Origin of the sequence: Nonomuraea antri (assembly GCF_013283785.1) — a bacterium.
In the GTDB taxonomy this organism is placed as follows: Bacteria; Actinomycetota; Actinomycetes; order Streptosporangiales; family Streptosporangiaceae; genus Nonomuraea; species Nonomuraea antri.
The window spans coordinates 1-1,545 of the sequence record NZ_JABCPZ010000520.1 but is presented as its reverse complement, the minus strand read 5'-3'; the positions used below and the strand labels follow the sequence as shown (position 1 = coordinate 1,545).

Annotated in this window: 1 protein-coding gene; it reads right to left on the bottom strand. The window is 67.6% G+C overall.

The genetic code is table 11. The annotated features are described in order from the left end of the window. Positions 1–1,266: GGDEF domain-containing protein (locus HII36_RS55080; RefSeq protein WP_173531367.1), on the bottom strand; the 1,266-nt coding region annotated here is incomplete at its 3' end. Positions 1,267–1,545: the final 279 nt, after the last annotated feature.

The following is a 1,545-nucleotide window of genomic DNA, read 5'->3' as shown; positions in this document are numbered from 1 at the left end:
GGGTGGGGGTGGATGGGCGGCGGGGATGCAGATGCGGTCGCGGCCCAGTTCCTTGGCACGGTAGAGGGCCAGGTCGGCGGCCGTGAGTAGGTCTATGAGGTCGTCGCCGTGGAGGCTCATGATGGCGACCCCGGCCGAGATGGTGACGTTGACCATGGCGTTGTCGGCCGGCACCGTCATGTGGCCGATCCTGGTGCGTAGGCGTTCCGCCACCTGACGAGCCTCATGGAGGTCGGCGCCGGGCAGGAGGACGACGAACTCCTCTCCGCCGAAGCGTCCGATCACGTCGTAATCGCGTAGCTGGCTGCGCAGCATGGCGGCCACGCTGATCAGCACCTGGTCGCCGACCAGATGTCCGTGGGCGTCGTTGACCCGTTTGAAGTGGTCGATGTCGACGATCAGCAGGGCCAGCGTCTCACCGGTGCGGCGAGCACGGACGATCTCCGTATCGGCCTCCCGTTGCCAGGCGGCCGCGTTGAGCAGCCCGGTCTTGGGGTCGGTACGGGCGGCGGCCTGAAGCTGGGCATGCAGCAGACTGCGCTGAAGCAGGACGACGGGCGGGAGCGCGAGCAACAGCAGCCCGAGGTTGAGCCCGCAACCCACCGACACCGTGACGCCGAGGCACAACTCCACGATGTCCAGCAGGACGCTCTCCCGGTCCCACAACACCTCGCGCCAGGAGATGTCGGGATCGGCCGTGTGCGCCGCCACGGCGATGAGGGCGATGTTGAGCAGCGCGAACAGCACGGCCGCCGCGACCGCGTACATGAGCAGTAAGCCGCTGCCCGTGGACAGGGCCCAAGGATCGGGGACCTGCCAGTGGAAGACGATCGACGCCGAGCATCCGGCCAGGCCGATGGCGGCGGCGCTGAACGTCCGGCGGTAGAGCACGGTCGCCCGGACCCGCCACTGCAGCAGGATCTGCAGGACGATCGGCGCGAACAGCGCGTAAACCGGCGGCAGCAGCAAGGCGACCGGCAGCCACCAGGCCGACAGCAGGTCTCGCGAGACCCCGGCCGGCATGCCCAGCCGCCGCGTGGCCTCGATACAGACCGCGCCACAGCCCATGAGGGCGGCGAACGTGAGCAACTCCGGCCAGCGAAACTCCGTGGACGAGGCGAACAACAGGATCGCGACGAGATCGAGGGCCACGATCGCGCAGAAGTACACCACGAGCGGGCGGCGCTGCCCGAGCAACGGCCAACGGCCGGCCAGTGTTGACACACCGTCGCGAGACTTGATCGAGGCGTGACTGGTCGCCGCCATCTCGTCTCCTCCCTGACTAACGATGTGTAACACAATAGTTGCGGAGTGTGCGTCGCGCGATGGGAACCGATACGTTGACAAGGTGAACCACCACTACACCGCTCACTTCTCGGGCGGACCGTGCAGGAAGGACTTGCTGGAAAGGAGCAGCCATGGTGCGGGGCGTGACCTGGACCTGACAGATGCTCTAGCCATCTGACGCGGGCAACACCATCGGCCGACCGTCCCTCGGGGTGTCAATCGGGACGACGCCGGTGCCCCCTCCCCCCTCCCTAACGG